This window comes from Amycolatopsis jiangsuensis, from assembly GCF_014204865.1.
GTDB lineage: Bacteria > Actinomycetota > Actinomycetes > Mycobacteriales > Pseudonocardiaceae > Amycolatopsis > Amycolatopsis jiangsuensis.
This window is the reverse complement of record NZ_JACHMG010000001.1, coordinates 844,880-868,279: the sequence shown is the minus strand read 5'-3', so window position 1 is coordinate 868,279 and position 23,400 is coordinate 844,880. Positions and strand designations below refer to the sequence as shown.

The 23,400-nt window shown below is 71.1% G+C and carries 25 protein-coding genes; 12 read left to right on the top strand and 13 right to left on the bottom strand.

What is annotated here, in order from left to right:
- The first annotated feature begins 108 nt into the window (after positions 1 to 108).
- Positions 109 to 789 carry an LLM class flavin-dependent oxidoreductase gene (locus BJY18_RS03760; RefSeq protein ID WP_312873721.1) on the top strand — a complete coding sequence of 227 codons (681 nt, stop codon included), beginning with the start codon at positions 109 to 111 and terminating at the stop codon, positions 787 to 789.
- Here BJY18_RS03760 and BJY18_RS03755 read toward each other — a convergent pair whose 3' ends face one another.
- Positions 790 to 1,308, bottom strand: a complete 519-nt coding sequence (locus BJY18_RS03755) for a bifunctional nuclease family protein (protein WP_184784400.1) — start codon at positions 1,306 to 1,308, stop codon at positions 790 to 792. It lies immediately after the preceding gene.
- Positions 1,309 to 1,369: 61 nt separating this feature from the next.
- Positions 1,370 to 1,957: a helix-turn-helix domain-containing protein gene (locus tag BJY18_RS03750; RefSeq protein ID WP_184777677.1), complete on the bottom strand. Its 588-nt coding sequence runs from the start codon at positions 1,955 to 1,957 to the stop codon at positions 1,370 to 1,372.
- Between the two features lie 80 nt (positions 1,958 to 2,037).
- Between BJY18_RS03750 and BJY18_RS03745 the strand changes: the two genes are divergently transcribed.
- The 8 genes from BJY18_RS03745 to BJY18_RS03710 all read left to right on the top strand — a co-directional run bounded on the left by BJY18_RS03745 (position 2,038) and on the right by BJY18_RS03710 (position 9,503).
- Entirely contained in the window at positions 2,038 to 2,748 is a 711-nt protein-coding gene (locus BJY18_RS03745) for a class I SAM-dependent methyltransferase (RefSeq protein WP_184777675.1), read from the top strand.
- Positions 2,675 to 4,627, top strand: coding sequence for an aconitate hydratase (locus tag BJY18_RS03740; RefSeq protein ID WP_184777673.1), 1,953 nt, complete (start codon positions 2,675 to 2,677; stop codon positions 4,625 to 4,627). The genes BJY18_RS03745 and BJY18_RS03740 overlap by 74 nt, the downstream gene beginning before the upstream one ends.
- A gap of 41 nt (positions 4,628 to 4,668) precedes the next feature.
- A complete protein-coding gene (locus BJY18_RS03735) occupies positions 4,669 to 5,118 on the top strand; it encodes an ATP-binding protein (protein WP_184777672.1) in 450 nt (149 codons plus the stop codon).
- Positions 5,115 to 5,900: a SigB/SigF/SigG family RNA polymerase sigma factor gene (locus tag BJY18_RS03730; RefSeq protein WP_184777670.1), complete on the top strand. Its 786-nt coding sequence runs from the start codon at positions 5,115 to 5,117 to the stop codon at positions 5,898 to 5,900. The genes BJY18_RS03735 and BJY18_RS03730 overlap by 4 nt, the downstream gene beginning before the upstream one ends.
- 145 nt (positions 5,901 to 6,045) lie before the next feature.
- Complete coding sequence (locus BJY18_RS03725) at positions 6,046 to 6,462, top strand: VOC family protein (protein ID WP_184777669.1); 417 nt, start codon at positions 6,046 to 6,048, stop codon at positions 6,460 to 6,462.
- 27 nt (positions 6,463 to 6,489) lie between these two features.
- The gene (locus BJY18_RS03720; protein ID WP_184777667.1) at positions 6,490 to 7,785 is read left to right on the top strand and encodes an NAD(P)/FAD-dependent oxidoreductase; all 1,296 of its coding nucleotides are present in this window, start codon (positions 6,490 to 6,492) and stop codon (positions 7,783 to 7,785) included.
- A gap of 32 nt (positions 7,786 to 7,817) precedes the next feature.
- Positions 7,818 to 8,366 (top strand): hypothetical protein, encoded by a 549-nt coding sequence (locus tag BJY18_RS03715; protein WP_184777665.1) that lies wholly within the window; start codon positions 7,818 to 7,820, stop codon positions 8,364 to 8,366.
- A 51-nt stretch (positions 8,367 to 8,417) separates the two neighbouring features.
- Entirely contained in the window at positions 8,418 to 9,503 is a 1,086-nt protein-coding gene (locus BJY18_RS03710; RefSeq protein ID WP_184777663.1) for an Rv2629 family ribosome hibernation factor, read from the top strand.
- Positions 9,504 to 9,704: 201 nt separating this feature from the next.
- Here BJY18_RS03710 and BJY18_RS03705 read toward each other — a convergent pair whose 3' ends face one another.
- The 7 genes from BJY18_RS03705 to BJY18_RS03675 all read right to left on the bottom strand — a co-directional run bounded on the left by BJY18_RS03705 (position 9,705) and on the right by BJY18_RS03675 (position 15,706).
- Positions 9,705 to 10,400 carry a L,D-transpeptidase gene (locus BJY18_RS03705; RefSeq protein WP_246458761.1) on the bottom strand — a complete coding sequence of 232 codons (696 nt, stop codon included), beginning with the start codon at positions 10,398 to 10,400 and terminating at the stop codon, positions 9,705 to 9,707.
- Positions 10,401 to 10,643: 243 nt separating this feature from the next.
- Positions 10,644 to 11,378: an SDR family NAD(P)-dependent oxidoreductase gene (locus BJY18_RS03700; RefSeq protein WP_184777661.1), complete on the bottom strand. Its 735-nt coding sequence runs from the start codon at positions 11,376 to 11,378 to the stop codon at positions 10,644 to 10,646.
- Between the two features lie 3 nt (positions 11,379 to 11,381).
- A complete protein-coding gene (kce, locus tag BJY18_RS03695) occupies positions 11,382 to 12,305 on the bottom strand; it encodes a 3,5-dioxohexanoate:acetyl-CoA acetone transferase (RefSeq protein ID WP_184777659.1) in 924 nt (307 codons plus the stop codon).
- A complete protein-coding gene (locus BJY18_RS03690; RefSeq protein ID WP_184777657.1) occupies positions 12,305 to 13,156 on the bottom strand; it encodes an LLM class flavin-dependent oxidoreductase in 852 nt (283 codons plus the stop codon). The genes kce and BJY18_RS03690 overlap by 1 nt, the downstream gene beginning before the upstream one ends.
- Positions 13,153 to 13,929, bottom strand: coding sequence for an HpcH/HpaI aldolase family protein (locus BJY18_RS03685; protein ID WP_184777655.1), 777 nt, complete (start codon positions 13,927 to 13,929; stop codon positions 13,153 to 13,155). Before BJY18_RS03685 ends, BJY18_RS03690 begins: the two co-directional genes overlap by 4 nt.
- Positions 13,926 to 14,798: a cupin domain-containing protein gene (locus BJY18_RS03680; protein ID WP_184777653.1), complete on the bottom strand. Its 873-nt coding sequence runs from the start codon at positions 14,796 to 14,798 to the stop codon at positions 13,926 to 13,928. The genes BJY18_RS03685 and BJY18_RS03680 overlap by 4 nt, the downstream gene beginning before the upstream one ends.
- Before the next feature lie 17 nt (positions 14,799 to 14,815).
- On the bottom strand, positions 14,816 to 15,706 hold the full coding sequence (locus BJY18_RS03675) for a DUF6282 family protein (protein ID WP_184777651.1): 891 nt from the start codon (positions 15,704 to 15,706) through the stop codon (positions 14,816 to 14,818).
- Between the two features lie 197 nt (positions 15,707 to 15,903).
- Here BJY18_RS03675 and BJY18_RS03670 point away from each other — a divergent pair, with 197 nt between their 5' ends.
- On the top strand, positions 15,904 to 17,277 hold the full coding sequence (locus BJY18_RS03670; protein ID WP_184777649.1) for an MFS transporter: 1,374 nt from the start codon (positions 15,904 to 15,906) through the stop codon (positions 17,275 to 17,277).
- Positions 17,278 to 18,309 (top strand): dihydroorotate dehydrogenase, encoded by a 1,032-nt coding sequence (locus BJY18_RS03665; protein WP_184777647.1) that lies wholly within the window; start codon positions 17,278 to 17,280, stop codon positions 18,307 to 18,309.
- On the opposite strand, the gene BJY18_RS03660 is transcribed toward BJY18_RS03665, so the two are convergent.
- Positions 18,285 to 19,064 (bottom strand): IclR family transcriptional regulator, encoded by a 780-nt coding sequence (locus tag BJY18_RS03660; protein WP_184777645.1) that lies wholly within the window; start codon positions 19,062 to 19,064, stop codon positions 18,285 to 18,287. The two genes, BJY18_RS03665 and BJY18_RS03660, sit on opposite strands and share 25 nt — an antisense overlap.
- Positions 19,065 to 19,408: 344 nt before the next feature.
- Positions 19,409 to 19,897 carry a MarR family winged helix-turn-helix transcriptional regulator gene (locus BJY18_RS03655; protein ID WP_184777643.1) on the bottom strand — a complete coding sequence of 163 codons (489 nt, stop codon included), beginning with the start codon at positions 19,895 to 19,897 and terminating at the stop codon, positions 19,409 to 19,411.
- A gap of 97 nt (positions 19,898 to 19,994) precedes the next feature.
- On the opposite strand from BJY18_RS03655, the gene BJY18_RS03650 reads away from it, so the two are divergent.
- Positions 19,995 to 20,447, top strand: a complete 453-nt coding sequence (locus BJY18_RS03650; protein ID WP_221457541.1) for a DUF6069 family protein — start codon at positions 19,995 to 19,997, stop codon at positions 20,445 to 20,447.
- Positions 20,448 to 20,461: 14 nt separating this feature from the next.
- Here BJY18_RS03650 and BJY18_RS03645 read toward each other — a convergent pair whose 3' ends face one another.
- Entirely contained in the window at positions 20,462 to 20,938 is a 477-nt protein-coding gene (locus BJY18_RS03645; RefSeq protein ID WP_312873720.1) for a (2Fe-2S)-binding protein, read from the bottom strand.
- An 8-nt stretch (positions 20,939 to 20,946) separates the two neighbouring features.
- Entirely contained in the window at positions 20,947 to 23,274 is a 2,328-nt protein-coding gene (locus tag BJY18_RS03640) for a molybdopterin cofactor-binding domain-containing protein (RefSeq protein ID WP_184777641.1), read from the bottom strand.
- Positions 23,275 to 23,400 lie beyond the last annotated feature (126 nt).

Sequence of the window (23,400 nt, the reverse complement as noted above, 5' to 3'; positions counted from 1 at the left end):
CGTAACCTAGGTTCCGATGACCGGGCAACGCCTCGCAGCGGATCACTCACGCACCGAAGCCCGCTATCGCGACTCCATCCTGGCACCCGGACAGCCGAATGAGCCGGAGTGAGCGAAGTCCGCTATGGGCTCTGCCTGCCCCCGTTCGGCGATCCGGCGGTGGTCGTCGACCCGGCTGTCCGCGCCGAGGCCGCGGGCTGGGACGGGGTGTTCCTGTGGGATCACGTCGTGCCGGCACAGCCGCCGATCGCCGATCCGTGGACCACGCTGGCCGCGATCGCCCAGGCCACGACGAAGCTGCGGCTCAGCCCGATGGTCACGCCGTCGGCGCGGCGCGAGAGCGTTCCGCCCGGACCGACGAGGCACCCGGTCTCATGCGCGCGATGTGGGCCGGGCGGCAGCTGCGGCACAGCGGGTACGCACTACCGCCTCGACCTCGACGCCACCGAGCCCGAGCCGTACCCGATTCCGGTGTGGGCCGGGTGCGGCGTCGCCCATCCCCGGGTGCTCGAACGCGCGGCGGCCGGCGACGGCGTCTTTCCGTTTCCGGGGTCATGCCCGACTCGCCCGAGGTGCTGGGCCGGATCGTGCGCCGGGTACGTCCGCGGACGGCCGTACGACGTGGCTGTAGCCGGCAACGCGAGCCCCGCCTGGGACGAACCCGTCACCGCCGACCTCACCGCGCTCACGCAGGCGGGAATGACCTGGTGGATGGGGTCGCTGATCCACTTCGATCCACTGGAGCTGTCGCTGGCCGTGGTCGACGCCGGCCCGCCGCGCGCGGGCTGATCACTCCGTTCCGGGGTCTCGGAAGTCTTCCGGGCTCACCTCGTCGAGCAAATCCCGGAACCGGCGGATCTCGTCCTCACTCGGCTCTCCGGACTCACCGCCGGGCATTTCCTCGCCCGCGGCCACCGTCACGTCCACCGCCGCCTCGTCCAGCACCGCTTCGGCGACCTCGAGCGGGACCTGGGTCCGCAGCCCGATCGCGATCGCGTCACTGGGCCGCGCCGACACCCGCACCCCGTCGCCCAGCACCAGGTCGGCGTGGAAGATGCTGTCCTCCAGCTGAGTGATCTCGACCCGCTCGACCTGCTGCCCGAGCGCGCCGAGCACGTCGATGATCAGCTCGACCGTGCCCGGCCGCGCCGAGACGACGTGCTCCTGCGCCGCGGCCAGCTCCTGCGCCTCCGGCGCGCCGATGGTGATCGCGAGCCAGCGGCGCGATCCGGTCTCCTCGCGCAGCAGCACGACCGGCGCCACCTCCTGCGCGACCACGGCCAGTCCCTGTACGCGCACCGCCACCATGGGGATCACCCCACCCTCCAGGTCGTTCTCGAGGAGGAACTACCCAGCCGAGGCCGGTTTCTCACCTCTCCGGCCGGTACCGCGCGCGGATGTGGAACCGTTCACCCTGCGGGCCGAGGATGCTCAGGAACTCCACCGGATGCTCGTCGGCGTTGCCGAACCAGTGCGGCAGGTGGGTGTCGAACTCCGCGACCTCGCCCGCGGCGAGCACCAGGTCCTGGTCGCCGAGCAGCACCCGCAGCCGCCCGTTGAGCACGTACAGCCAGTGGTATCCCTCATGCGAACGGGGCTCGGGCTCGCCGCCCGCCCGGCCCGCCGGGAGAATCTGCTTGAACGCCTGCAGCCCGCCGGGCTTGCGGGTGAGCGGCACCACGGTCATCTCGCCGCGCTTGAACGGCCGCGGATACACCCGCGGGTCACCGGTGGCCGGCGCGGCGACCAGGTCGTCGAGCGGCACCCGGTAGGCCTTGGCGAGCGGGAGCAGCAGTTCCAGCCCGGGCTTGCGCTGGCCGGACTCCAGCCGCGACAGCGTGCTGATCGGGATCCCGGTCGTCTCCGACAGAGCGGCCAGCGTGGTCCCGCTGCGCCGGCGCAGCTCCCGCAACCGCGGGCCCACGGCGGTCAGCACGGCGTCGAACTCGTCGGTCATGCTCCCCACTGTGCGCCAGGCTTTGCGATTTCCGCAAACGACGTTGTCATTTTGTCCGCATACTCGGCAGGCTGGCCGGCATGGACGAGCAACACTGGGAGAAGCGGTATCGCAGCCGTGCCCGGCTGTTCAGCGGTGCGCCCAACGAGGTCCTGATGACCGAGGTGCGCGGCCTGCCGCCCGGCCAGGCACTCGACGTGGGGTGCGGTGAAGGCGCCGACGCCCGCTGGCTGGCAGCACAGGGCTGGCAGGTCACCGCGGTCGATCTTTCCCGGACCGCGCTGCGGCAGGCCGCCACGGCCGGTGCCGGCTCCGCCGGGCAGGTGGCCTGGACCCACGGCGACCCGACCGTGCACCCGCCTCCGGCAGGGGCGTTCGATCTCGTTTCACTCCAGTACTTTCCGCTCCGCCGCGTTCCCGGCCACCGCGCACTGTGCGGGCTGCTTCACGCGGTCGCGCCCGGGGGCACCCTGCTGTTCGTCAGCCACTCCCCCGCCGAAGTCGGTCCGCAGTACGACGGGTACTACCAGCCCGCCGAGGTCGCCACACTGCTCGGCAACGGCTGGCGAGTGCTGACCGACGAAAGCAGGCCGCGGTCCGGCCCGCCTCCGGAGGGCACGCACCACACCCGCGACACCGTGCTGCGCGCCGTCCGGGGTCACCGACAACGCGCCGGCGGACCGGTTATCCGGCCGGCACGGCGGGTACTCGACAGCGATGAGCGGCGCACGGACGTTGGCGGCGAAACTGATCGACGAGCACCTGGAGTCCGGGAATCCGGTACCGGGTGAGGAAATCGCCCTGCGGATCGACCAGACCCTCACGCAGGACGCGACGGGCACCCTCGTGATGCAGGAGCTCGAAGCCCTCGGGATCGACCGCGCGAAAACCCGGCTCAGCGCGCAGTACGTCGACCACAACCTGCTGCAGGCGGACGATAAGAACGCCGAGGACCACGCCTACCTCCGTTCCGCCTGCCGCCGGTTCGGGCTGTGGTTCTCGCGGGCAGGCAACGGGGTTTCCCATCCCACGCACATGCAGCGCTTCGGCGTACCGGGCAGCACGCTCGCCGGTTCGGACTCGCACACCTGCGCCGCCGGTTCACTGGGCATGCTCGCCATCGGCGTCGGCGGGCTGGAGGTGGCGCTCGCCATCGCCGGTCAACCACTGTACCTGCGCATGCCGGAGATCTGGGGCGTCCGGCTCACCGGTGAGCTGCCGGAATGGGTGTCGGCCAAGGACGTGGTGCTGGAAATGCTGCGCCGGCACGGGGTTCGTGGCGGGGTGCACCGGATCGTCGAGTACCACGGCCCCGGCCTGCGCTGGCTCTCCGCGATGGACCGGCACGTGATCGCCAACATGGGGGCGGAGCTCGGTGCCACCACGACCGTGTTCCCCGCCGACGACGCGGTGGCGGCCTTCCTGCGCGCGCAGAACCGCGAGGACGACTTCCGCGAACTCGCCGCCGATCCCGGCGCGGACTACGACGTGACCGACGAGATCGATCTGGGCACGCTGGAACCGCTGGTCGCCCGGCCGTCGTCGCCCGGCGACGTGGTGCCGGTGCGCGAAGCCGCCGGAACTCCGATCGACCAGGTGGTCCTCGGATCCTCGGCGAACCCCGGCTTCCGCGACTTCGCGATCGCCGCCTCCCTCGTGCACGGCCGGCGGGTGGCCGGCACGACCAGTTTCGACGTGAATCCGACGTCGCGGCAGACGCTCGTCGATCTCACCCACACCGGAGCCGTCACCGACCTGCTGCAGGCCGGCGCACGCATCCACCAGGCGGGCTGCCTCGGCTGCATCGGCATGGGCCAGGCGCCGGCTCCCGGCCGCAACTCGCTGCGCACGTTCCCGCGCAACTTCCCCGGGCGTTCCGGAACCCCGGACGACGCGGTGTGGCTGTGCTCGCCGGAGACCGCCGCCGCGTCCGCGATCGAAGGCCGGCTGAGTGATCCCCGCGAGTTCGCCCGGGACCGGGGGATCAGCTGGCAGGCTCCCGCGGAGCCGGACCGTCCGGCGGTGCTCGACGACGTCGTCGAGGCGCCGTTGCCGCCGGAGGAAGCCGCCCACGCGGAGCTGGACAAGGGCCCGAACATCTCCGGACTGCCGGACTTCGCCGGGCTGCCGGCCGACCTGACCGCGCCGGTGCTGCTGAAACTCGGCGACGACGTGTCCACCGACGAGATCTCCCCGGCCGGGGCGCGTGCCCTGCCGCTGCGCTCGAACCTGCCGAAACTCGCCGAGTTCACGCTGACCCGCGTCGACGAGGACTACCCGCGCCGGGCCGGGGAGACCGGGGACCACCTCCTGGTCGCCGGCGGCAACTACGGGCAGGGCTCGTCGCGGGAACACGCCGCGATCACCCCTCGCTACCTCGGGCTGCGGGCGGTGCTGGCCAAGTCGTTCGCCCGGATCCACTGGCAGAACCTGGCCAACTTCGGCGTCCTCCCCCTCGAATTCACCGACGAGCAGGACTACGACGACATCGGCAGCGGCGACGTCCTGGAATTCACCGGCCTGCCCGAGCAGCTCACCGCCGGATCCGAGGTCCGCGTGCGCAACACCACCCGGGACCGGGAGTACCGGCTCCGCCACCGGCTCTCCCCGCGGCAGGCCGAGGCGGTCGTGGCCGGCGGCCGGATACCGCAGCTGGCCCGCTCCGGGTGAACCGATGTGTCAGCCGCCGCGCGAACGGGTAAGCCGACGGCATGGACGACGAGGGACCCGGCGGCTCGCCGCTGAGCGAGCTGCCCGCGGCACGCCGGCCGCTCGATGAAGTCATCGAGCTGCGGCTGCCCGCGGACACCGATCAAATACCGCTGGTGCGGATGCTGGCGCAGGCCGTCGCGGCCAGGTCCGACTACGGGCTGGACGCGATCGCCGACGTGCAGATGGCGGTCGACGAGGCCTGTGCCCAGCTCGTCGGCGCCGCCGAGCCCGGCGCCACGATGGCCTGCCGGTTCCGGACCGGGGTGGCGGGTGTCCACCTCACCGTCGAAACCCGGACCCGGCATGCGCAGCCACCCGGTGAGCACACCTTCGGCTGGCACGTGCTGAGCACGCTCGCCCGGTCGGTCGCCGCGCAGTGCCTGCCGGAAGCCGGCGGGGGCTATCTGCTGTGCCTCGATCTCGATCTGAGCCCGGAGACCACCTGGTGACGCCGCCCCCGATCGTCCGCCGCCGGGACGAGTACGCGCACACGGCGCCGCTGTTCGAGCAGCTCGCCGCGATGGACGAGGACGACCCCGGCCGGGGTGGCCTGCGCGACCGGCTGGTGACGGAGTTCCTGCCGGTGGCCGAGCACATCGCCACCCGGTTCACCGGGCGCGGGGAACCCCGCGAGGACCTGGTGCAGGTGGCGCGGATCGGCCTGATCAACGCGATCGACCGGTTCACCCCGGATCGCGGGCCGGACTTCCTGTCGTTCGCGGTCCCGACCATCATGGGGGAGATCCGCCGCTACTTCCGGGACACCGGCTGGTCGGTGCGGGTGCCCCGCCGGCTCAAGGAGCTGCACCTGTCACTCAGCCAGGGCTCCGGCACGCTGTCGCAGTCCCTCGGCCGCGCGCCGACGCCCAGCGAACTGGCCGAGCACCTCGGACTGGCGCTGGCCGAGGTCCACGAAGGACTGATCGCGGGCAACGCCTACCAGACGCTGTCGGTGGACAAGCCGGTGCACGACGACGCGGAACCGCTTTCCCTGGCCGACACCCTCGGCGAGGAGGACACCGAACTCGAGCACATCGAGGCGCACGAGGCCCTGCAGCCGCTGCTTCGGGAACTGCCGCGGCGCGAGCGCGCGATCCTGGTGATGCGCTTTTTCGGCGGACTCACCCAGACCCAGATCGCCGACCGCGTCGGCATCTCGCAGATGCACGTTTCCCGGCTGTTGTCGCAGACCCTGGACCAGCTGCGCGGGAAACTCACCGACGAAAGCTGATCCACCGGGCGCGGTTACCGCCGCCGGCACCGGGTACCCGAATCGGAAAAGAGGTCCCCGCGGTCGCCGGAACGCCCGCGAATTCGTTGTCGCACCCCGGTTGATCTGCGAGGATTCGGACCTGTCCCGAACCGAGGAGGGCCCGATGACGGCGAAACTCAACCCCTACGTCAGCTTCCGCGACAACGCCCGTGAGGCGCTGGAGTTCTACCACGGCGTCTTCGGCGGGGACCTCTCGCTGAACACCTTCGGCGAGTCCGGAGCACCGGCCGGCAGCGATCTCGCGGACAAGATCATGCACGGATTCCTGGTGACCGGGCAGGGATTCATCTTGATGGCCGCGGACACCCCGCCGGGAATGGAACACCGGCCCGGCACGAACGTTTCGATCAGTCTCAGCGGCGACGAGGCGGAACTGCTGCGTGGTTACTGGGCGAAACTCGCCGAGGGCGGCACAGTCGGAGTGCCGCTGGAAAAGCAGATGTGGGGTGACGAGTTCGGTGCCTGCACCGACCGGTTCGGCATTTCCTGGATGGTGAACATCGGGCAGCCAGAAGGCTGAACCCGGCTACGCGGAAGGAGGATCCGGATGCGGGTCGTGATCGTCGGCGGCGGGTTCGCCGGCTACCACGCGGCGAAGGAACTGCTGCGCACCGTGCGCGGCGAGACCGAGGTGGTGGTGGTCAACCCCACCGACTACTTCCTGTACCTGCCGCTGCTGCCCGAGGTCGCGGCCGGCATCCTCGATCCGCGGAGCATCACCGTGTCCATTCCGGACACCCTGCCCGGCGTGCGGCTGGCGCTCGGCACGGTGACCTCGGTGGACCTCGAAGGCCGGGTCGTGCGCTACACCGACCCGGAGGACGGCGAACAGGAGCTGTCCTACGACCGGCTCGTGCTCGCCGCGGGCAGTGTGAACAAGCTGCTGCCGATTCCCGGCGTCGCCGAATGCGCGCACGGTTTCCGCGGCGTGCCCGAGGCGCTGTACCTGCGTGACCACATCACCCGGCAGATCGAGCTCGCCGCGGCGGCCACCGATCCGGCCGAGCGCGCGGCCCGCTGCACCTTCGTCGTGGTCGGCGCCGGGTACACCGGCACCGAGGTCGCCGCGCAGGGGCCCGGGTTCACCGCGGCGCTGGCCGCCCGGCACCCGGAGCTGGCCGGGCAGCCGATCCGGTGGCTGCTGCTGGACGTCAAGAAGCGGGTGCTGCCCGAACTCGACGCCCGGCTGGGCCGCACCGCCGACCGGGTGCTGCGCGAACGCGGCGTCGAGGTGCTCATGGGCGACTCGGTCGAGGAGGCCGGCGCCGAGAGCGTCAAGCTCACCTCCGGGGACCACGTGCCGACCCGCACGCTGGTGTGGTGCGTCGGCGTCCGGCCCGATCCGCTCGTCTCGGACGTGGGGCTGGAGACCGACCACGGCCGCATCGTGGTGACCGCGCAGTTGGGTGTGCCGGGCAGGCCGGAGGTGTTCGCCTGCGGCGACGCGGCCGCGGTGCCCGATCTGACCAACCCCGGCTCGCCCACCGCGATGACCGCGCAACACGCGCAGCGGCAGGGGAAACTCGCCGGCCGCAACGTGGCCGCGTCGCTCGGCCACGGCACCCCGGGCACCTACCGTCACCACGATCTCGGCTTCGTGGTGGACCTCGGGGGCCGCCGGGCCGCGGCGAACCCCCTGCACATCCCGCTGTCCGGTCTCCCGGCGAAGGCGGTCACCCGCGCGTACCACCTGCTGGCCATGCCCGGCAACCGGATGCGTACCGCGGCGGGATGGCTGCTGGCGCTGGTGACCCGGCGTCCGACCGTCCAACTGGGACTCGTCCGCGGGCCGTCGGTGCCGCTCGACACCGGCAGCCCGGAACTCCCGCACCTGCGTCACTGACGGAAGAATCCCGTCCGGAGAGGAGAAGTCCGGTGTCCGATCCGACCGATCCGCGCCGCGCCGAAGGGCCCACGGTGGTCACCGCGGGCGAGGGCGGCCCACAGCTGATCGTGCTCGACCCGGCCGGCCTGAGCAAACACGGTGAGCTGCCGGCGACCTGGCGTCCACTGGCCGAGGACCACCGCATCGTGTGGTGCAGGGAGCCAAGCGAGGGTGCGCTGAGCCAGGCCGACGACCTGCTGGGTGACGCCGATCCCGGCGCACCACCGATCAGCGTGGTCGCGAGCGGCCCGCTGGCCGGCGACGCGCTCGCGCTCGCCGAACGCCATCCGGGTGCCGCCCGGCGGGTCCTGCTCGTCGACCCGGCCGCCGAAGGCTTCCTCGAAGCGGACGACGCCACCGACGCGGACGCGGACTGGATGGCCGAGCACCGCGACCGGGTGACCGCACTGCGCGAGGCCGGCACCGAGGTCCGGGTCATCGCGCACAGCAGGGACGACGAACGCGACCGGGTGCCCGCCCCGCTGCCGCTCGGCCATCCCGACGTGGCGGCCGCGGTGGCCGCCGCAGTCCGCGATTGAGCCGCGCCGACACAGGGTATCCGCCGCGGCAACGGGAAGGAGAAGTCCACTATGGACGCACGAGCGTTCGGGGAACTGGTCTCCGCGCAGGGGCCGTTCGTTTCGGTCCACTTCGACGATTCACACCGCACCGAGGACGCCGGCAAGCAGCTCCGGTTGCGGGTGAAGGACATCACCACCGCGCTGGAGGAGCAGAAGGCGGACGCGGAGACCGTCGACGCGGTCGTGCGGGCGATCGAGGACGCGCCGCCGCCAGTCGGCGAAAGCGGCCGCAGCCTGATCGCGGCCGGCGGCGAAGTACTGGTCGACCACCGGCTGGCCGGGCCACCGCCCGCGCTGGAAGCGCGCCACTCCGCGCTGCCGTACCTGGTTCCTCTCGCCAGTCACGAAGCGCAGCGTCCACCGCACGTGGTCGTCGTCGCCGACGCTGTCGGCGCGGACATCACGCGGTACGGCCGCGACGGCGCCCACTCCGAGACCGTGACCGGCCAGAACCACCCGGTGCACACCGTGCGCGGCGGCGGCACCGCGCACAAGGATCTGCAGAATCGCTCGGAAGAGACGGTCAAACAGAACCTCGAGGAAGTCGCCGGCGCGGTGGCACGTGCCGCCGACCACGTCGGCGCAGAGGTCGTCGTGCTCGCGGGTGAGGTGCAGGCGCGGTCGGCGCTGCACGAGCTGTTGCCGGAGTCGGTCCGCCGCATCACCGAGACGGTGGAAGGCGCGAGCCGTGCGGAGCCTTCCGGCGAGCTGGACGGCCAGGTCGCCGAACTGCTGCTCAACCGCCGGGCCACCGAGCTGGACGACCTCGCCGAACGCTTCCGCGCGGAAACCGGACGGGAATCGGGGCTCGCGGTGTCCGGTCTCGCCGGCGTCACCGCGGCGTTGTCGGAGGCGAGCGTGGAAACCCTGCTCGTCGGCGATCCCGGGGACGCCATGGTGTTCACCGGCCCGGAGCCGGCGCAAGTGGGCGCCGACGGCACCCGGCTGGACGCACTCGGGGTACCCGAGCCCAGCCGAAACCGGGCAGACGAAGCACTCCCCTACGCCGCAGTCGCAACCGGCGCGAACATCGTGGCAATGGACGAGCGGCTCCCTCTCCAGGACGGCTTCGGCGCACTGCTACGACATTCCTGACCACCGCGGCAGCTCCCGGGGCTGCGCTCCCGCCCCGGTTGCCGCGTCGGGCTTCGGCGCGCTGATGCAAGGATCCTGACCGACGCGGCGGCGCACAGCTGCACCTTCTACCGCAGCCGCCCCGCGCAACTTCGCCGCCCTGCCGCGGCAACGCCCCGACCGCCGCCGCGACGCACACGCACGCCTCTACCGCCGCGAGGCTCAGGCGCGCACTTCCACCTGAGCGCCGACCGGGAGAGCGTCGAAGAACGCCGTGGCGTCCTTCGGGGCCAGGTGGATGCAGCCGTGGGACGGATGGTTCAGCGGGCCGGCGTGGAAGGCGATGCCGCCGGGGGCGAAGAAGACCGCGTCGGGCATGTCGTCGCCGTACTCGCTGCTGCGGTGGACTTTGTCCTTCCACACCACCCGGAAACCACCGACCGGGGTCGGCTGGCCGGCGTCACCGGGTTCCATCTCGACCGGTCCGCGCACGACCGCACCACCGCGGACGAGCCACGCCAGCCGCAACGACAGGCTCGCGCACGCCCCGGTGACCACCGTGCACGGCGGTTCGGGCCGCAGCGGCACGACCGGGGCGGTGATCATCGGCGCCGGTGGCCGGCCGGATGCGCCGCCCATCCCCGGCCGGCCGCCCCGCCCTGACATCCGTGGATCGCCGGCCCACCCTGACATTTCCGGTTCACCGCCCCGCCCTGGCGCTCCTGGTTCACCGGCCTGCCCTGCCACGGTCGGTGAGTCGGCCTGCCCTGCCATGGTCGGCGAACCGGCCCGCCCTGGCACGGCCGGCAGCCCGGATTTCCCGGCCACCGGCACCGGAGCGCCCTCCGGCGCCGGCGCGGCACACGCCGTCGCCACCGTCCCGGCCACGGCCAGCACGGCGCAGAACCTCGCGCGCATTGGTGCTCCCTCCTCGGGTCCCATCCTGCTCGACGAGCGGGGCTCCGGAAAGGTTGTCCGCGATCGGGATTTCCCGGTGACCGGATGGGCTGCTACCCAGCGTTCAAGACATACCCCGCTTCGGGACCGCCGGAACCTCCGGCCGCGCACCTGCTGACGACGCTTGAACGTCGTGAAGGCCTCGCCCGGGGAATCCAGTTCCCCCGAAAGAGGCCTTCACGACGTCGCGGGCGGAATGCCGGGTTAGGCGAGGAAGCCCCCGTCCACCGGGAGGATCACTCCGCTGAGGTGGCTGGCGTGGTCGCTGAGCAGGAACGACGCGGTCGCGCCCACTTCGGCGCCGGTGCCCGCCTTGCGCAGTGGTGTCGCCGCGATGCGGGCCTCCACGCCGCCCGGGATCGCGCGGCGGGTCTCCTCCAGCATCGGCGTCTCGGTGGGGCCGGGCGCGACCGCGTTCACCCGGATCCCGGATGGTCCCGCGTCGTGCGCCGCGGTCCGGGTCAGGCCGATCACGGCGTGCTTCGTCGCCTGGTACGCGCCCATCCCGGAGCTGCCGCGAAGACCGCCGATGCTGCTGACGTTCACAATGGACCCGCCCCCGCCCAGCACCCGGATCTCCTCGCGCAGGCACAGCCACGTGCCTTTCACGTTGACCGCCATGATCCGGTCGAAGTCCTCTTCGGACACTTCGGCCAGCGGCCCGCCCTGGGTCATCGCGGCGTTGTTGAACGCGCCGTCCAGCCGGCCGAACCGAGCCACGGTCGCGTCGATGAACGACCGCACCGAGGCCGCGTCGGACACGTCTCCGGTGACGTACGCGGCGTCCAGCTCCTTCGCCACCGCGGCGAGCGGCTCCTCGTGGCGGGCCACGAGCATCAGCGAGGCACCGTCGCCGGCGAACACCCTGGCGGCATCCGCGCCGATCCCGGTGCTCGCCCCGACCACGACAATCACCTTGCCGGACAACGGCAATGCCATGCTTCAGCCCTCCTCGTTCCCGCGCAGCGCGAGGATCGCGCGCGCGTCGGCCGGGGTCGCGATCGGCTTCCCCAGGTCTTCCACCACGGCGCGGATCTTCCGCACCTGCTGGGCGTTGCTCTCCGCGAGCCGGCCCTTGCCCAGCCACAGGCTGTCCTCGAGCCCGACGCGTACGTGCCCGCCGAGCCACGCGCTGTGCGTCCCGAACGCCATCTGGTCGCGGCCGGCGGCGAACGCGGAGAACGAGTAGTCGTCGCCGAACAGCTTGTCGGCGATGCGCACCATGTGTTCCAGGTTCGCGTGGTCCGCCCCGATCCCGCCGAGGACACCGAACACGCCCTGGATCAGCAGCGGCGGCTTGGCGAGCCCTTGGCGCACGAAGTACGCCAGCGAGTACAGGTGCCCGATGTCGTAGCACTCGTACTCGAACCGGGTGCCGTGCGCGCCGAGCGTGCGCAGGGTGTGCTCGATGGAGTCGAAGGTGTTGACGAACGGATGCGAATAGGTGTTGAGCACGTACGGCTTTTCCCAGTCGTGCTTCCACTCGGTCACCTTGTCGGCGATGCCCGAGTAGACGAAGTTCATCGTGCCCATGTTCATCGAGGCCAGTTCCGGCCGCAGGGCCACCGCCGCCGCGAGCCGCTGCTCCATCGTCATCGACGACGCGCCGCCGGTGGTGATGTTGATGACCGCGTCCGTCTGCGCGGTGATCCGCCCGACGATGTCCTCGAACACCTCCGGTTCGTAGGTGGGCCGCCCGTCGGGCTGCCGGGCGTGCAGATGCACCACGGCCGAGCCCGCCTCGATCGCTTCCAGAGCGGCGTCGGCGACCTCGCCCGCCGACAGCGGCAGGTAGGGGCTCTGCGAGGGGATGTTGACCGATCCGGTGATCGCGGTGGTGATGACGACTCTCTCCGCTGTCCGCATCACTGCTCCTGTTCACCCAGCGCCCGGTAGGCGTCCAGTTTGGTTTCGTCGAGGGGCCCGGGCAGGGTCAGCGCCACCTGGGTGGCCCCCGCGTCGTACTGCTGCCGCACCTGTTCGCGTACCTCGTCCGCGGTGCCGGTGGCGACGAGCGCGTCGACCAGCCGGTCCGAACCGGGTGGCGCGAGGTCGGCTTCGGTGAACCCGAGCCGGGTCAGCTTCGCGATCTGGTGCGGCAGCCGGAGGTAGTAGGCCAGCCGCTCCCGGGCCACTTCCCGCGCCTGTGACCGGGAGCGGCCCACGACCGCCCACTGGACCACCGAAAGGAACAGCTCCGGCCCGACCGTCTCGCGGGCCCACCGCGTGTGCTCCGGCGTGACGAGGAAGGTGATGAGCCCGTCGGCGCGACCGGCGGCGAGCCGCGTGATCCCTTCCGAATAGGCCCCGAGCACTCGGGGCACCCGGACCGGACCCCGCCGTGCCACGGTCTCGTCCACCCCGTCGAGGTACTCGCGCAGGAACGGCAGCGGCCCGGTTCCCCGCTTCCGCACCGCGCCGCTGACGCCCAGCCCGAGCACGTACCGTCCGGGGTGCCCGGCCGCCAGGTCGTAAGCCGCCGACCCCGCGGACTTCGGCACCCGTTCCAGCGCACGGGCCACGCCGTTGCCGACGATCAGCCGTCCGGTCGCTCCGAGCACCAGCGCCGCCGTGGTGAAGGCCTCCCGGCCGAGGACCTCCGGGAGCCACACCATCCGGTGCCCGGACTCCTCGAGCATGCGCACGAAGCGCACCGCACCGTCGTGGTCGAGCTCGTCCAGCTCGGCGATCGACAGCGCGGTGCGCGGCAGCTTCACTGGGCCGCGGCCCGGAACTGGCGGACCAGGTCCCGCGCTGCCTCGGCCAGCATCGTCGTGTCGTTGCTGAGCAACAGGAAGTCGCACCCCTCCCGCACCGCCTGCGCGGCCCGGTCCGGTACACCGCCGAACGCCAGCCCGCACTTCTTGCCGGCAGCGTGCGCCGCCGCGATCGCCGAGGCGATCAGCTCCGCCACCTCCGGGTCGGCCGGCGTGGTGCCCATCGACATCGACAGGTCCGCCGCCCCGACGAACACCGCGTCCACTGTGTCCAGTGCGAGCATGTCCGGCGCGGCCTTGATCGCCTCGACGCTTTCCAGCTGCGGGATGCACAGCACCTCGTCGTTGCCTGCGGCCAGGTAGTCCGCGGTGGCCCGCAGTCCCCACGCACCGGCACGGCTGGTACCGCCCGCGCCGCGGACGCCATGCGGCGGAAAGCGGCACGCCGCGCCCACCGCCTCGGCCTGTTCGAGCGTGTCCACGTGCGGGACCAGAATGCCGGCCGCACCCGCGTCGAGGATCTTCTGGATCGTCGACGGCGTCTTGTCCGGCACCCGCACCAGCGGTGCCATGCCGAGCGCGGCCGCGGAGCTGATCAGCCGGTACGCGGTCTGCAGGTCCAGCGGTGCATGTTCCAGGTCGACGACGACGAAGTCGAAGCCGGCGTAGGCCATGATCTCGACCGGTTCGCCCGAGGCGATCTTCAGCCAGGTGCCGATCGGCGTGGTCGTGCGGCCGGCGGCGAAGAGCCCGTTGCCCGTGCGCGCGCTCACGGCATCGGGTAATCGTCGGCGTTGAGGACCCACCCCGGTTTTTCCGAGAAGTCCGTCCGCGGCGGGCTGAAGATGTCGATCAGCTGGTTCACACCCGGATCGCTCGCCTCGGACGTGTGCACCGTCGGCGGCGGGATGACGGTGACCGACGGGCTGCCGATCCGCACGTGCTCGTCCTCGCGCCAGACCGCGCTGTCGTTCAGCCACGGCGTGCGGATGTGGTGCACGTACTCCCCTTGCACGGCGAGGGAAAGCTGTTCGAAGTCGTCGTGCGAATGCGGGGAGAGCTTGTGCGGGTCGCGCGGACCGTCCTGTTCGGGCAGGAAGTTCACCATGAACGAGCGGGTGCGGAAGATCCGTCCGAACCGCTTCGGGTCCTGCGGCACCTTCGAGAGCGGGTAGAAGCGCACGCCCGGCTCCCCCGCCGGCTGCGGCCACCGCTCCAGCAGTGCGACGCGCGGGTGGTCTTCGGCGTAGGCAGCGGCGTTGGCGGGGCGGTCCCGCCACGCCGGTTCGGTGGCTTCGACGAGCCGAACCAACGGCCCGTCGCCCTCGACGCTGATCCGTGAGGGGCCGGGTGGCACGACGACCAGCCCGGGCTCGGCCACCCGGAGGGCTTCGCCGCCGGTGCGCACGGTGAACGCGGGCGAAGCGCCGGTCACGATGACGGCCAGCTCGCCTTCGAGCGTGCCGTTGTCGAGCTCGTCGCCCGCGCGTGCCTCGGTGTGCACCAGGATCACGTTCTGGGCTCGCACGACACCGGCCGTACGCAGATCGAGGTACTGGGCCGCGGCGATCGCGGCGCCACTGTCGGGCCGGGGCGCGGTCGCCGTGGCCAGCGCTGACCGTGGATCGTCCTTTTCGTACACAGCAGGTCCTTCCGGGCTCAGGCGTCGAGGTTGAGCAGGAACGCCGGGTTGTCGCGGACCATGCGGCGCAGGTCCTTCTCCGGCAGGCCGAGATCGAGCAGTGCCTCGCTCACCCGCAACCACGCGTCGACCGGCTTCGGGTTCGCCTTCTGCCCGAAGTCCGACGCGAGCACGGTGTGCTCCGGCCCCAGCTCCTCGATCCAGGTCAGCAGCTTCTTCGGGTCCCATTTCTGGGTGCCCTCGGGGTCGTACATGCCGACCTCGTGTTCCACGAACGCGCCGAGTCCGGTCAGTTCGCGGCAGAGCGCCGGATCCGCCCCGATGACGAAGTCCGGGTGGCTGACCACCATCCGCTTCATCCCGCGTTCCCGTGCCGATTCGAACAGCGTGCGGATGTACTCCGGGTACATGTGGCCGCCGTTGACCACGGCCTCCTGTTCCTTGATCTCGTCGAGGATCTCGCCTGCCTCGGGCTTGAGCACGCCCGCCTCGTCGACGATGTCGATGCGGTCAAGGGTGAGCGGCACCGTCGTGGTGGGGAACGCTCCGTCCTCGGGATGGCATTCGATGTGCCGGCCCGAGGAGATGGTCGGGAACCACACCACCTTGCCGCCCATGCGCAGGCACATCCGCACCGCGTGCGGGTTGAGGCCGCCGACGGTGCTGTTGAGCGCGATCCCGCCGAAGGCCTGCGCCTTGACGTTCGCCAGGCGCCCCTTCATCGCGAGGATGTCCATTTGGGTGTTGTGGTGGTGAGACTTCGCGACCATCGCGCGCAGTCCGATGCGCGCGCCGTCCTCGGCGGCCTCGACGTGGTCGAACCGGCGGGGGAACGGGCTCGGTCCGGAGTGGACGTGCATGTCGACGAGGCCGTCGAGGACGTCGGCGATGGCGGGCCGCTGGCTCATGGAGATCGCCCTTCGTTCGTATTGTGAATTCTCAGTTCACTATAGGACCGGTTGTCAACCCATACTCGCCCCTTGTGGCGAGCTGCGTCCAGGATTACGGTGTATCTCGTTCACTTCGTGAACACGCGGTTCAATTTGCACTGGCAGTCGCGGTGCACGAGCCGTGGGTAGCCGGTAGCCGACCCCGGAGGACGACGATGTCCGCACCGCATCCCGCCGCAGAGACCGGAAAAGTGGCTTCCGGCCGCCCCGGATCCGCGCACGGCCCGGACCGCGCGAAGGTGCGCGCGGCCGTGCGCGGCGGAACTCTGGCCTACTTCGTCGACCAGTTCGACATCTACCTGCCGATCGTGGTCCTCGCGCCCGCGACGGCGTACTTCCAGGCCGCGAACCTGAGCGCATCGACCACCGCGTTGCTCTCTTCGCTGGTCTTCGCCTCGACGCTCATCGGCCGCCCGCTCGGCGCGGTCATCTTCGGCCACTTCGCCGACACAGTCGGGCGCAAGCGGACAACGCTGGTCGCAGTCGGCGGCTTCGGCGTGCTCACGCTCGCCACTGCCTGCCTACCGGGGCACGAGACGATCGGGATGTGGTCGGTCGGCCTGTTGATCGCCCTGCGGTTCGTGGACGGCATCTTCCTCGGTGGCGAGTACACCACCGCGGTGCCGCTGGCGATGGAGTGGAGTCCGAAGCACAAACGCGGCTTGTACGCGTCGGTGATCACCTCGACCTCGCCGGCCGCCTACGCGGTGATCGCCGCGGTCACGCTGCTGATGCTGGAACTCATGCCGTCGGCGGGACTGCACAGCGCCTACGTGCAGTGGGGCTGGCGCGTGCCGTTCCTCATCGGCGCGCTGCTCGCGGCCGTGCTGTTCCGCTACTACCTCAAGCAGGTGCACGAACCGCCGACCGAGCTGACCGGCGAGAAGCACAAGCTGCCGCTGGTCCAGCTGCTGGTGAAGTACCCGCGGGTGCTGGCGCAGGTGTTCGTGCTGATGACCGGCACCTGGCTGGCGACCAACATGGAGGCCGCTGTCACGCCCGCGCAGCTGAAGGAGCACCTGCTGCTGTCCAGCAAGCAGGTCACGCTCACCATGCTCGTGATCAACGCGGCCGCCGCGCTGTCGTACCCGCTGTTCGGCCTGCTGTCCCAGCGGATCGGGCGACGGCCGTTCTACATCGGCTACGGGATCTCGGTCATCGTCCTCGGCGCGGGCTCGTACACGCTGCTGATGGTTTCGCACGGCGGATTCGGCGCGGCACTGGGCTGGGGCGTGCTGATCGGCGTGTTCACCGTGGGCACGTTCGGCCCGATCGCGGCGTACCTCACCGAACGGTTCCCGGCGAGCATCCGCTCCACGGCCTACGGGGTGGGCTACAGCCTCGCGCTGATCGCCCCGGCGTTCTACCAGTTCTACCTGCAGCGGCTGGACGGCGTGCTGCCTTCACACCTCGCGCCTGCGGTGCTGATCGTGCTCGCGGGTGCGCTGATCTCCGTCGGCGGGCTCCTCGGCCCGGAGACCAAGGACGTGGACATGGCCGACGACAGCACCATCCCGAAGCTGTCCTGAATGGACTGGACGACCGGCGGCCTGGTCACCGCCAACCCGGTGTGGGTGGGCTCCTCGGAGCTGACCATGACGCCCGGCGGGCTGCGTGCCTGCGTCGACGCGGGTGCCGGGGCGGTGGTGGCCAAGTCGGTGAACGAGAGCGCGGCCGCCCGGCGGCAGCTGGACATCGCGGACTACGCCTTCGTCTCCCCCGATCGCGAGGTGCGGCAGCCCGGCGTCGCGCACCGCGAAGACGGCCTGCTCAACCGCTCGGGTCTCGCGCAGGTGGCGCTGGACGAGTGGCTGGGCATCCTCGCCGAAGCGGTTTCCCACGGCGCCGGCCGCGGCTGTCCGGTCCTCGGCAGCATCACCCTCGGCGACCCGCCCGCGGCCGCGCGGATCGGGCGCGCGATGGCGAAGGTCGTGCCCGGCGTCGAACTCAACATCGGCGCTCCACACGGCCGTGAAGCAACGGCCGTCCGGCAGCTGACCGAAGTGGACGCAGTCGCCGAGGCAGTGCGCGCGGTCCGGGCCACTGTGGACGTTCCACTGTTCGTGAAGCTGCCCGGCCAGGCCTCCGACGTCGTCGCGTTGGCGCGCGCCGCCCGGTCGGCCGGCGCGGACGGGATCGGTCTCGTCGGCCGCTACCCGGGTTTCCTGCCGGACCTCGACGGGGGTGCGGTGCTCGGCTCGTGGGGCGCCTGGGGCTCACCGGCCTGCCTGCCGATGAGCTTGTACTGGGTCAGCAAAACCCGCCTGGCACTCGGCCCGGACGTACCGCTGGTCGGCACGAACGGCGCGCGCACCACCGCGGACGTGCTGCGGTTCCTCGCCTCCGGCGCCGGCGCGGTGGAAATCGTCACGGCACTGTGGACGGACGGGCCACCCGTGCTCGCCGAACTGGCCGAGGGCGTGCAGTCCTTTCTGGAGGCTCGGGACCTGACCCCGGCCGCCTTCGTCGGCAGTGCGCTGGAGGGGGCCCGCGATTACGCGGACGTGGCGCCGGTGCGGCCGCCCGCCTGGCTGCGCTACGCCGGGCCGTCCGGGCGGTAGTGCCCGCCCAGCTCCTTCGTCAGCTCTCGCGCGGTGCTCACCACGGCCCGCAGCTCGGGCGCGTCGTCCGACATGGACAGCGTGTTGTCCGGGCCGACGATCGCGATCGTGGCGCAGATCCCGTACTCGTCGAACACCGGCGCGGCCACGGCGACCACCCCCGGCGTGCTCATCGCGGAACAGTGCCCGACCCCGTGCACCCGCTCCACCTCCGCGCGCAGCTCTTCCAGCGCGGGGCCGGACAGCGTGGCCATCAGCCGGTCCATCGACAGCTGGTCGAAGTGGTAGGCCAGGAAGACCTTGCTCTGCGCGGTGTCGAGCGGCAGGTGGCTGCCGACGCGCACGGACACCACGACGATGGTGCCCGGGTTCTCCTCCACCCTGGACACCACCGGCCCGGTCAGGCCCCACAGGCTCAGCACCGCGCTGGCCTGCGTGTCCCGCGACAACGCCTGCATGTGCCGCGGCGCCAGGTTCATCACGCGCCGGTGCCCGATCGCGAACGCGCCCAGCTGCAGCAGCAGACCGCCCGGCACGTAGCCACCCTCGGCGTGGCGCTCCAGCAGCCCCGCGGCCACCAGCGACGTGCAGTAGCGGTACGCCGTGGTCCGGTTGAGCCCGAGCCGCTCGGCGACCTGCGCGGCGGTGACCTCCGGGGTGGCGGGGTCGAACAGCGACAGGATCTGGCTGACCCGGCTGACCGCCTGGATGTCGGCCTGATCCCCGCGGTCCGCCACCCGCTTCGAAGTGGTCACGGAAGCCTCCGGCAGGCAGTGGTCGGGACACGGCGGGCATGTTCACGAAGTGAACATCGTGACCAGCCTACCCGACCCGGCCCGGCCCCGCCGACCTCCCTTGTGCCACAACGGCTTTTCGGCCGCCCGCCCGCGCAAGGGCAGCGGAGCAACGCAACGGCTGCACGAGGATGGGCGAGGACGGCAGTGCGACGATGCGCGAGGGGCCTGCACGAGGGCACGAGGACTAGCAAGGACGTGCCACGGCAGCGCAGGGATGCGCGAGGACAGGCGAGGCGGTGCAACGGCAGCGCAGTGAAGTCCGAGAGGCTGAAGCTGCGGGGCAGGCAAGGACGTGCGAGGCGCTAGGACTGCGGGGTGACGTGCGCCGTCGACACCCCCAGCGCCTCCACCACGCGCTCGATCGCGGTGCCGACCGCGAGGAAGTCCTCCCCCAGCGGCTCGACGACCAGCCGCCGCACGGTCTTCACGTGGTCCGGCGCGGCCGCTTCCAGGTGGTGACGGCCCCGGTCGGTCAGCGTCGCGACGGTGAACCGCCGCCCCTGCCCGGTGCGCACGGTGCGGGTGACCCAGCCGCGGTCCTCGAGCCGCTTGACCGCGTGCGAGATCCGCGGCAGCGATCCGTTGGCCATCGCGGCGATCTCACTCATCCGCAGCGTCCGCTCCGGCACCACGGACAGCCGCGCGAGGATCATGTAGCCGAGCAGCGTGAGATCGGCGTCCTTGAGCAACTGGCTCTCCAACGCCCCCGGCAGCGTGAGCAGCACCTTGACCAGGTTGATCCACGCACCGTGCTCGGCGTCGTCCGGCCACTCGGGCCCTCTCCCGGCCACTGTCTCAGCCCCTTCTCAGTCGTCAGTTGACTTTAACACGCAACCCAACTTACTTTCTGGGTTGCGTGTTAAACCCACGAGGATCGAGGAGCTTCCGATGAGCATCCCTTCCAGCACGGGCACCACGACGACCACCGGCGTCCCAGACGATCGCGACCTCACCGCCACCCAGCACAGCCCGGCCGTCCGCGGTACCACCGCGCTCCGCCTGGGCGTGGCCGCTCTGGTCGTGCTCGGGGTCAACACCGTGCTCGGGCTCGTCGCCGGCGCGCTGGATCACGGGGGAACCGGGACCGGCCTCTCCCCCACGATGTTCCTGCCGGCCACGCTTGTGGGGTTGCTGGCCGGCGCCGGCGGCTGGACGTTGCTCGCGCGGTGGGTTCCGCGTGCGCTGCGCGTCGTGGTGCCGGTGGTGCTCGTGCTGACGTGGATCCCCGACCTGCTTCTGTTCACCACGGGGGCGACGGCGGTCAACGTGGCCGGGCTGATGCTGATGCACCTGGCCGTCGCCGCGACGGTCGTGCTCGCGATGCGCACGCCGCGCGGCTGACGGCCGGGCCCGGCTCACATGTTCTTCGCACCCACCACGATCGCCTCGCGGATGCGGGCGTAGGTACCGCAGCGGCAGATGTTGCGGATCTCGTCCAGGTCGGCGTCGGTCACGTCGTGGCCGGCCGCGCGAGCCTGGCGAACCTTCGCCACCGCGGCCATGATCTGCCCCGGCTGGCAGTAGCCGCACTGCGCGACGTCGAGGTCCAGCCAGGCCTCCTGCATCGGGTGCAGGTCCTTGCCGACGGTGGCCGGAAGACCCTCGATCGTGGTGACCTCGTCGTCGGCCTCGATCTTCGAGACCGGCACCGAGCACGGGTTGAACGCCTTGCCGTTGATGTGGCTCGTGCAGGCCTTGCACACGTCGAGGCCGCAGCCGTACTTCGGGCCGGTCACGCCGAGGCGGTCGCGCAGCACCCACAGCAGTCGTTCCTCGTCCTCCGCCTCGACCGTGACGCGGGTGCCGTTGAGCATGAAGGTGTGTTGTGGCACGAGGACTCCTAGTACGCGTAGTCGAGGCCGTCGGTGGGCGAGGCCGGAGTGGAAGGCTCCAGCGGCAGCGGCTCGAAGCTGAGCGTGCCGTGGTTGATCGGGAAACTCGTCGGCATCGAACCGGTGGCACGGGCGTACGCGCAGGCGACCGCGGCGAAAGCGGGGGCCACCGCGAGCTCCCCGGCACCGCACGGGGTGTCCGAGCTGTTCGGCAGGATGACGACCTTCGTCTCGAGCGGAGTGTTCCACTCCCGCGTGTAGAAGTAGTTGTCCCAGCTGCCTTCCAGCGGGATGCCGTCCTTCATGTGCAGGCTGGAGGTCAGGCACATGGCGATCCCGTCGTTGAGGCCGCCGATCATCTGTGCCTCGAGACCACGCGGGTTGATCGCGAAGCCCGGATCGACCACCACCGTCGCCTTCGTGACGCGGGGACCGGTCACCGCCTCGCGGATCTTGCGGTTCACCGTCTCCGGACGGCAGTCGATCTCGGCCAGCACCGCCACCGCGCCGCGGTATTCCGAATGCAGCGCGATGCCCTGGGCGACGCCGTCCGGCAGCTCCCGGCCCCAATTGCCGGCCTCGGCCGCCTTGTCCAGCACAGCACGCAGCTTCGCGTCGCGCAGGAACTCCCGGCGGAAGGTCAGCGGGTCCTTGCCCATCTCCTTCGCCAGCTGGTCGACCACCAGTTCCTCGGCGGTGACCACGTTCGGCGAGTAGATGTTGCGCATGCTGCCCGTGCTGAACTGCAGCGGGATCTCGTTGAGCAGCTGGGTCGTCACGCCGAAGTTGTACGGCGAGGACTGGGTCAGCTCGAAGATGGTCTCGGCGAAGCTCAGGTTCCCGGCGACCGGCAGCTTCGCCGCGAAGTTCGTGATCATCTCGCCGAGCCCGTGGCTGAACTCGGTCTGCACACTCGTGTGCCGCTGTTCGAAGCTCACCACGTTGCCGAGCGTGTGGGTGGCGCGGACCCGGGTGACGCACATCGGGTGCGTGCGGCCTGCCCGGAAGTCGTCGGTACGCGACCACATCAGCTTGACCGGCTTGCCCATGTTCTTCGACGCCTCGGCCGCTTCGAGCGCCGCGTCGTGGAACAGGTGCCGGCCGAACGAGCCGCCACCCTGGGTCACGTGCACGGTCACCGCGTTCACCGGCAGGCCGATCGCCTTGGCGATGTCGCCCTGCGCGACGATCGGCACCTTCAGGCACGACCAGATCTCCGCGCGGCCGTCCCGCACGTCGGCGATCGCGGAGCCGGTCTCCAGCGGACTGTTGCTGGCGAAGGCGAAGGTGAACTCCGCGTCCACCGACTTCGTCAGCGCACCCGGTACCGCGAGCGGCAGCTGCGCCGCCTTGAGCTTCTTCAGGACCGTCTCGTCGGACTCGCCGGCGACCGGGCCCGGTGCCCAGGTGACCTTGAGCGCGCGGATCGCGTCGATGCACAGGCTGAAGGTCTCCGCGCGCACCGCGACGCCGTGCGAGATCGCGGCCACGTCGGTGACGCCCGGCATCGCCAGCACCTCCGCCGCGTTGTCCACCGAACGCGGGGTGCCGCCGATCGTGGGCGGCCGCGCGACCATGGTGGGCAGTGCGCCGGGCACCTTCAGGTCGAGGGTGTACTCCTTGCGCCCGGTCACCGCGGCCAGCGCGTCGATCCGGTTCTGCGGAGTGCCGAGGACCTTGAAGTCCGCACGCTTCTTCAGCTCGGTGGTCACGCTGAGCGTCTTGGCCGACGCCGCGGCCTTCGCGAGTTCGCCGTAGCCCGCGGTCTTCCCACTGCGGTGGCGGACCACGCCGCCGGAGGTGCTGAGGTCGGACGCGGACACTCCCCACTTCGCGGCCGCGGCGGCCATCAGCCGGGAGCGCGCGACCGCGGAGGCCGTGCGCACCGGAAGATAGATGCTGCGCATCGAGTTGGATCCGCCGGTGAGCTGGTTCATCAGCAGCTCCGGCCGGGCGTCCGCAAGCGTGACGTCCACTTGGGACAGTGGCAGGTCCAGTTCTTCCGCGATCATCATCGCGACCGCGGTGGTCATGCCCTGGCCGACCTCGCAGCGCGGCACCGCGAAGGTGGCGCGCCCGTCCTCGCCGATTCCCACGGCGACCAGCCCGGCCGTGGGAGCGGCGGCCAGGTTCTGCAGGTCGCCGAGGTCGAAGATCTCCTCGGGCAGGGGCAGGGTCGGAATCGCCGCGGACGCCTCCTGCGGGGCGAACACGGCGTCACCGAGCTGGGCGGCGACCGCGAGAGTCGGGGCGGCGAGCACGAAACCGAGGAAGCGGCGGCGGTCCATGGACCGCGGCGCCTCGTCCGGGCGCGAAGCGTGGTGGGGCTGTGCCATCGACGGCAGGTCCTCTCGAACGACGGTGTCAGAGAAGCACGGAGGTGCGGCAGTTCGGGGTGGCTCTGGCGAACCGGTACGGAAAGTGCGGAAACGGGGACAACGGGTGAGCCGCGCCGCAGTGTT

Excerpts from the sequence above, each read along its gene's own strand:
- BJY18_RS03735 (WP_184777672.1), top strand. The coding sequence starts at position 4,669 with ATGGACGACGAGGGACCCGGCGGCTCGCCGCTGAGCGAGCTGCCCGCG.
- BJY18_RS03705 (WP_246458761.1), bottom strand. The coding sequence starts at position 10,400 with ATGCGCGCGAGGTTCTGCGCCGTGCTGGCCGTGGCCGGGACGGTGGCG.
- BJY18_RS03750 (WP_184777677.1), bottom strand. The coding sequence starts at position 1,957 with ATGACCGACGAGTTCGACGCCGTGCTGACCGCCGTGGGCCCGCGGTTG.
- BJY18_RS03650 (WP_221457541.1), top strand. The coding sequence starts at position 19,995 with ATGAGCATCCCTTCCAGCACGGGCACCACGACGACCACCGGCGTCCCA.
- BJY18_RS03700 (WP_184777661.1), bottom strand. The coding sequence starts at position 11,378 with ATGGCATTGCCGTTGTCCGGCAAGGTGATTGTCGTGGTCGGGGCGAGC.
- BJY18_RS03670 (WP_184777649.1), top strand. The coding sequence starts at position 15,904 with ATGTCCGCACCGCATCCCGCCGCAGAGACCGGAAAAGTGGCTTCCGGC.
- BJY18_RS03675 (WP_184777651.1), bottom strand. The coding sequence starts at position 15,706 with ATGAGCCAGCGGCCCGCCATCGCCGACGTCCTCGACGGCCTCGTCGAC.
- BJY18_RS03745 (WP_184777675.1), top strand. The coding sequence starts at position 2,038 with ATGGACGAGCAACACTGGGAGAAGCGGTATCGCAGCCGTGCCCGGCTG.
- BJY18_RS03740 (WP_184777673.1), top strand. The coding sequence starts at position 2,675 with ATGAGCGGCGCACGGACGTTGGCGGCGAAACTGATCGACGAGCACCTG.
- BJY18_RS03640 (WP_184777641.1), bottom strand. The coding sequence starts at position 23,274 with ATGGCACAGCCCCACCACGCTTCGCGCCCGGACGAGGCGCCGCGGTCC.
- BJY18_RS03665 (WP_184777647.1), top strand. The coding sequence starts at position 17,278 with ATGGACTGGACGACCGGCGGCCTGGTCACCGCCAACCCGGTGTGGGTG.
- BJY18_RS03725 (WP_184777669.1), top strand. The coding sequence starts at position 6,046 with ATGACGGCGAAACTCAACCCCTACGTCAGCTTCCGCGACAACGCCCGT.
- kce (WP_184777659.1), bottom strand. The coding sequence starts at position 12,305 with ATGCGGACAGCGGAGAGAGTCGTCATCACCACCGCGATCACCGGATCG.
- BJY18_RS03755 (WP_184784400.1), bottom strand. The coding sequence starts at position 1,308 with ATGGTGGCGGTGCGCGTACAGGGACTGGCCGTGGTCGCGCAGGAGGTG.
- BJY18_RS03720 (WP_184777667.1), top strand. The coding sequence starts at position 6,490 with ATGCGGGTCGTGATCGTCGGCGGCGGGTTCGCCGGCTACCACGCGGCG.
- BJY18_RS03710 (WP_184777663.1), top strand. The coding sequence starts at position 8,418 with ATGGACGCACGAGCGTTCGGGGAACTGGTCTCCGCGCAGGGGCCGTTC.